This window comes from Cryobacterium sp. 10I5 (genome assembly GCF_035019865.1).
Taxonomy (GTDB): Bacteria; Actinomycetota; Actinomycetes; order Actinomycetales; family Microbacteriaceae; genus Cryobacterium; species Cryobacterium breve_A.
On record NZ_JASJVI010000138.1, the window covers coordinates 1 to 6,287 of the forward strand.

General features: G+C 64.3%; 5 protein-coding genes. 2 read left to right on the forward strand and 3 right to left on the reverse strand.

Features of this window, described 5'->3' with window-relative positions; all coding sequences use genetic code 11:
* Nucleotides 1–615 precede the first annotated feature (615 nt).
* Both QN350_RS18750 and QN350_RS18755 read left to right on the forward strand, forming a co-directional pair.
* Nucleotides 616–858, forward strand: a complete 243-nt coding sequence (locus QN350_RS18750) for a hypothetical protein (protein ID WP_322140263.1) — start codon at nt 616–618, stop codon at nt 856–858.
* Nucleotides 859–1,385: 527 nt separating this feature from the next.
* Nucleotides 1,386–1,799, forward strand: a complete 414-nt coding sequence (locus QN350_RS18755; protein WP_322140264.1) for a transposase — start codon at nt 1,386–1,388, stop codon at nt 1,797–1,799.
* 388 nt (nt 1,800–2,187) lie between these two features.
* Here the strand turns inward: QN350_RS18755 and glpK are convergent, their stop codons facing one another.
* From glpK to QN350_RS18770, 3 genes are all read right to left on the reverse strand, one after another.
* The gene (gene glpK / locus QN350_RS18760) at nt 2,188–3,702 is read right to left on the reverse strand and encodes a glycerol kinase GlpK (RefSeq protein ID WP_322140265.1); all 1,515 of its coding nucleotides are present in this window, start codon (nt 3,700–3,702) and stop codon (nt 2,188–2,190) included.
* A gap of 102 nt (nt 3,703–3,804) precedes the next feature.
* Entirely contained in the window at nt 3,805–4,569 is a 765-nt protein-coding gene (locus QN350_RS18765) for an MIP/aquaporin family protein (RefSeq protein ID WP_134446156.1), read from the reverse strand.
* A gap of 152 nt (nt 4,570–4,721) precedes the next feature.
* Nucleotides 4,722–6,287, reverse strand: a 1,566-nt coding sequence (locus QN350_RS18770) for a glycerol-3-phosphate dehydrogenase/oxidase (RefSeq protein ID WP_323517103.1), incomplete at its 5' end; no start/stop codon positions are given.

The window sequence follows — 6,287 nt, forward strand, 5'->3', positions numbered from 1 at the left end:
TCGAGTCCTTTCTGAGCGCTACCGCACATGGCTCAGTGAACAACCCAAAGTCAGCGCTTGACAACAATAGGAGCATCGTAGGGATCCCCCGATGCGGCTAGAACGGGACACACTGCAGAAACTCGTTGCCGAGCTTCACGCGCAAGGGATGAGGACAAGGGCTATCGCGCCGATTATGGGAGTGCGCGGCGACATCATGGTAGAAGACATTCGAGGTGGCGGAAATCCGCCACCTGCGCCGGGTCCGGAACCTGAGTCCTACTGGTCACCCGAAGAGTCATTCGTCGGGACGCACAGCCTTGGGGCAATCTACACACCACCAGTTATCGTCGACTGCCAGCATAGGCTCGTCGCACTTGGGACAGTTCGGCGTAATGAGGTAGTCCATGCCATGAGTCTGCTCCGAATTGGTGATCGGGTGTTGGAAGAGCGACCAGATGTCCAAAAGACAACTGGCTTTGGCTCTAGCGGTTGTGGGGTCATTCGGCTTCATTCGGCGTTTTCTTGCGGTGCCCGTGCAAAAATGTCGGTGTGTCCTGGTCTGTCTGCAGCGAGCCGACGACCGTGGCGGGGCAACCCGAACGGCAAGACCGGACCGATACAGACGGGAAGACAATGAACGAGAAGTCCACCTACCGCGCCATCTTCTATGGTGCCAACCCGATCGCGTCCGGCACGGAACGAGAACTGGCCTACGTCGACGGCGGCTACCAACAGACAGTCACCCTCGAGGTGGATGAGGAAGGCGCCATTGTCCGCCGGGTATTCAAACTGGGGCATGTGACCGAAGAGCCGATCGCGTACCAGTACGTAGAAGACGTGCACGATGCTGCGGCCGAACCGGACGTTCCCAACTAGGCCAGGCCGAAACGCCAGATCCGCGCGCCCCGGGCTCCGGCTGGACCGCACAGGCAGCACCATCAGCGGGCCGACCATCGACGCCCGGAGTACGGAGACGATGGTCGGAAACGGGGGCATAGCTTTCGGCGAGGTGGCCGAGGATGCCCGAGTAGGGCTTCCTGATGAGGACGTTGATCCTTGTGTGCTGGACGCACTTGAGACTGATGGTGTCGAAGTCGCCACAAGGAATGCTGGTTAGCAGAGCACAGGCAGTATCGTGACTTCGTTCGATGCTGAGGTTCTCAATCACAGGTGACTGATCCGGAACGCTCGCCACGGTGCAGGTGTGATGGTCCTGGTGGTTTCTCACTTTCGGTCGATTGCTTTTTTGCCTTCCAGCGGAAGAATCGATATCAAGTGTGAGCGGGTACGTGCCCGGAATTCCAGGTGAAATAAGCCGAAAACGCGTCCAAAAATCTGGGCACGGCCTTCCCGCTGAGCTGGCCCGATGGCTGCGTTTGTCCGCACCATGGAAGCACCAACGGATGGCGGCCGACCAACTCTCGTTGGAAACGTGGCGGTTACGACCGGAAGATGTCCGTAACGGTTCGTTCGTCCAGCGCGATCCGTCGCGCGGCGACGTTAAGGTCGACGAGTCAATCTTTGATGGCTTCGAGCCGGGCATACGGGGCGGTAGATCGACCAGAAAGCTTCTGCTCGCCGCCGCGGTGGAACGCAGACCCGTAATTCAGGGCGCCAGCCACGTCAGTCTCGCTGCTTTCCTCCAAGCCAACATCGAACCAGGTAGCCATGTGATCACCGACGGCTGGTCTGCGTATCCAGCTGCGACACCCGGTCGCTACGACCACACCGGCATTCCCATGCCTGCTTCAGGCCTCCCTGCGCACGAGGTACTCCCGGGCTTCCACCACATGTTCTCTCTGGTCAAGGGGCGCTGATGGAAACGACTCACGGTTCGGTCGTGGCGAGCATCTACACGCCTACGTCGACGAATGGGTATTCAGGCTCAATCGTCGGAGTGCCCGCCGCCGTGAACTCCTGTATATTCGACGCTCGTTGAAAAGTAGGCCGCCGGCGCCCTATTACTCGATGCGCGAAGCTGGCCGAAAGCGTCCCAGGCCGATCCCAATGCGCGGCCGCCACCAACGTCCACCGAGCCTCGACATCGGGCACCCAGAACTCCCTTGGTGCAACGAAACACTCTAAAGCCAGGCACCTGAACAGAAAAGTAGTCTCCTGAATTCGGAACGGGACGCACTGACTTTTCCGGTCGAGAGTTGCCGGTGTGGCGGGCACTCTCGACCGGAAAGGTCTCAATAGGGTGGGCTAGAGGACGTCCTCGTCGACCCAGTCGAGGGACTTGGTGATGGCCTTTTTCCAGTTGCGGAGCAGCCGGTCGCGTTCGGCGACGTCGAGCTTCGGCTCCCAGCGGGCGTCTTCCTGCCAGTTGGCGCGGAGTTCGTCGAGGTCGTTCCAGAAGCCGACCGCGAGGCCGGCCGCATACGCCGCGCCGAGCGCGGTCGTCTCGGCGACCACCGGGCGCACCACGGACACGCCGAGGATGTCGGCCTGGAACTGCATCAGCAAGTCGTTGGCCGCCGCGCCGCCGTCGACCTTGAGCTCGGTGAGTGGGACCCCGGAGTCGGCGTTGACCGCGTCGAGCACTTCGCGGGACTGGTACGCGATTGCCTCGAGTGCGGCCCTGGCGATGTGGCCCTTGTTCACATAGCCAGTCAGGCCCACCAGGGCGCCCCGGGCATCGGCACGCCAGTAAGGCGCGAACAGGCCGGAGAACGCGGGAACGAAGTAGGCGCCGCCGTTGTCCGTGACGGAGAGGGCGAGGGCTTCGATCTCGGAGGCCGACCCAATAAGGCCGAGGTTGTCGCGCAGCCACTGCACGAGCGCGCCGGTGACGGCGATCGAGCCCTCGAGCGCGTAGTGCGTCTCGCCGTCGCCGAGCTTGTAGCCCACGGTCGTGAGGAGGCCGTTCTGGGAGTGCACGATCTCGGTGCCGGTGTTGAAGATCAGGAAGTTACCGGTGCCGTAGGTGTTCTTCGCCTCGCCCTGGTCGAACGCGGCCTGGCCGAACGTTGCGGCCTGCTGGTCGCCGAGGATGCCCGAAATCGGGGTCTCGCGCAGCAGGCTGTGTTCGCTCGCGATGCCGTAGACCTCGGAGGAGGAGCGGATCTCGGGCAGCATCGACCGGGGCACGTTGAAGGCGGCGAGGATGTCGTCGTCCCATTGCAGGGTTTCGAGGTCCATGAACATCGTGCGGCTCGCGTTGGTGACGTCGGTCGCGTGCACGCCGCCCTCGAGGCCGCCGGTGAGGTTCCAGAGCACCCAGGAGTCCGTCGTGCCGAACATCAGCTCGCCGGCATCCGCCTTGGCCCTGGCGCCTTCGACGTTCTCGAGGATCCAGACGATCTTCGTGCCCGAGAAGTACGTGGCGAGCGGCAGGCCGACCTGCTTCTTGAAGCGTTCGACGCCCCCGTCGGCGGCGAGGCGGTCGACGATGGGCTGGGTGCGGGTGTCCTGCCAGACGATCGCGTTGTAGACGGGGAGCCCGGTGGTGCGGTCCCAGACCACGGCGGTCTCGCGCTGGTTGGTGATGCCGACGGCGTCGATGTCGTGGCGGGTCAGGTTCGCCTTGGACAGTGCCTGCCCGATGACCTCGCGGGTGTTGTTCCAGATCTCCATCGGGTCGTGCTCGACCCAGCCGGCGCGGGGGAAGATCTGTTCGTGCTCGAGCTGGCCGGTCGAGACGATCGACCCCGCCTTGTCGAAGATGATCGCACGGGAACTGGTCGTCCCCTGGTCGATCGCAATGATGTACTGGGCCATTGAATACTCCTTTGTAGTCGTGCGGTTCAGGTTGGGTGTGGGAATTGCTAGCCGAACGTGCCGCGGCATCCGTCAACGGAGGCCGCGGCACTGGTTCCCTGGTTAGGCCAGGATGGGCAGGAGTGCGGTGGACAGGAGTCCGGCGAGGACGCCGCCGATGATGGGGCCGAAAACGGGGACCCACGAGTATGACCAGTCCGAGGAACCCTTGCCCTTGATGGGCAGGATGAAGTGCGCGATTCGCGGACCGAGGTCACGGGCGGGGTTGATCGCGTAGCCGGTCGGCCCGCCGAGGGAGGTGCCGATCACGATGACGAGCAGGGCGACCGGGAGCGGGCCGAGCGCGGCAAGCCCGCCGTTGACACCCTGGCGGCCACCGCCGAAGGCGATGATCACGAACACCAGCACGAACGTGCCGATGATCTCGGTAAGAAGGTTCCAGCCGTACGAACGGATGGCCGGACCGGTGGAGAAGACACCGAGCTTGTTCGCCGGGTTCGGTTCCTGGTCGAAGTGCTGCTTGTACGCCAGCCAGCAGAAGACGGCGCCGATGATGGCTCCAAGCAGCTGCGCCCCGATGTAGGTCAGCACCGACAGGAAGTTCACCGGGACCCCGGAGCCGAATTCAGTGGCGCCGGATGCGACCAGGCCGAGGGTCACGGCGGGGTTCAGGTGCGCCCCCGAGTTGTAGGAGACGATGACGCCGGAGAAGACCGCGAGGCCCCACCCGACCGTCACCATCAGGAAACCGCCGCCCAGGCCCTTGTTCTTGGCCAAGGCCACGTTGGCCACCACCCCACAACCAAGGAGGACCAGCAAGGCCGTGCCCACCAGCTCCGAGAGGAAAACGATACCGAGATTGTCCACATTGACACCCTTGTTCAGTGAAGCCGAATTGTTGACGCTGGAGATGAGACAGTGTTTGGGCCGGTTATGGCTGCAAAACGAATCTCGAGAAACCTATCGGCTCAGCGCGGCCAATGGTGCATCCACGCGTGCACGTTTGTGCAGATCGTGGGCTACGCGCGCGAAGCGGATGCCGCGTCGACCGTGGTGAGGTCGACACCATGCCGGTCGCGCAGCACGTCGACGGCGAGGTCGAGCTCGGCTGCCCCGCGCGCGGAATCCCAGCCCAGCACGGGAGCGAGGACTCCGGCGAGTTCTTCGAGCAGCGCCAGGCTGAGCTCACCACGGAAGGCCATGCTCGTTCGTCGCAGCACGAGGTCGGTCAGGTGCACCACAGATTCCGTGGCCGCGAGGAACTCAATCTCGCGACGGGAGTAATCGGCGTGGTGTTCCAGCGCTGCGTCCGGTTCCGCGGTGATGAAGTCGATCACGTCGACCGCGCGGGTGCCGTAGCGGGTCAGCAGTTCGTCGGCCCTCGAGGCGCCGACCTCGTCGCCGTTCGCGGCGATCCAGACCCGGTGCGCGGCATCCGTCGACGGGAAGTTGCGACCGCCGCCGATGGCAATGCCGGCCGTCGACACGACCCGGGTGCGGCCGAGCAGGGCGAGGATGTCACCGCTCAGGTGCTCGGCGAGGGCCCGGAACGTCGTCCACTTGCCGCCGACGAGGCTGAGCAGGGTGCCCGGTCGGGCACCGAGCGGACGGGACTCGATGCGGTAGTCGCGGGAGACGAACCCCGGCGCCTCGTCATCGTGCCGCGGCAGCGGACGCACACCGGCGAACCGGAAGACGATCTCTGAGCGGTCGACGGCCACATCCGGGAAAACGTGCTTGACGAGATCGAAGAAGTAGTCGACCTCGGCCTCAGTGCAGCGCGCGGGCTGGGTCATATCGTGTTCGAGGTCGGTGGTGCCGACCAGCACCCGGCCCGCAAGCGGGAAGATCAGCACGATGCGGCCGTCCTTGTGCTCAAAGAAGATTTCGCGGCCACCCGTGGCCGCGAGAAGCTCCCGGTTGTCGAGCACGATGTGCGACCCCTTGGTGCCGCCCATGTACGTGCTGGTCTGGCCGAGGGCCGTGTTTGTCAGGTCGGTCCAGGGCCCGGACGTGTTCACGACGATGTCGGCCTGGAAGCTGAATTCGGCGCCGGTGACCGCGTTCCGAAGACGCACGCCCGCGGCATCCATGCCGATGGCCTCGATGTAGTTGGCGCTGCGCGCGTGCGCACCGGCGGCCAGGCCGTCGGCCAGCACGTCGAGCGCGAGGCGCTCGGGGTCGTGCATCGAGGCGTCGTAGTAGGTGGCCGTGTACTTGAGGCCCGGGTTGAGGCGCGGCAGCAGTCTGAGCGATGCCTTCCTGCCGAGGAACTCGTGCCGGGGCACCGTGCCGCCGTCGCGGGAGAAGGAGTCGTAGAGCATCATGCCGATCTTGATCAGCAGGGCGCCACGTTCCTGGGCCGCACCCTGGCGGTGAGTGAGAAAGCGCATCGGCGCCGACATCACCCCGGAGAAGGTGGAGTAGATCGGAATGGTCGTCTTGAGGGGCTTGACGTAGTGCGGGGCGATCTTCAGCAGGCTGTTGCGTTCCTCCACCGACTCCTTGACCAGGCGGAATTCCCCGTTCTCGAGGTAGCGCACACCGCCGTGGATCATGTGGGAGGAGGCCGACGAGGCGCCGGA

Coding starts and splice junctions, on each gene's coding strand:
- QN350_RS18750 (WP_322140263.1), top strand. CDS start 616: ATGAACGAGAAGTCCACCTACCGCGCCATCTTCTATGGTGCCAACCCG.
- QN350_RS18755 (WP_322140264.1), top strand. CDS start 1,386: ATGGCGGCCGACCAACTCTCGTTGGAAACGTGGCGGTTACGACCGGAA.
- glpK (WP_322140265.1), bottom strand. CDS start 3,702: ATGGCCCAGTACATCATTGCGATCGACCAGGGGACGACCAGTTCCCGT.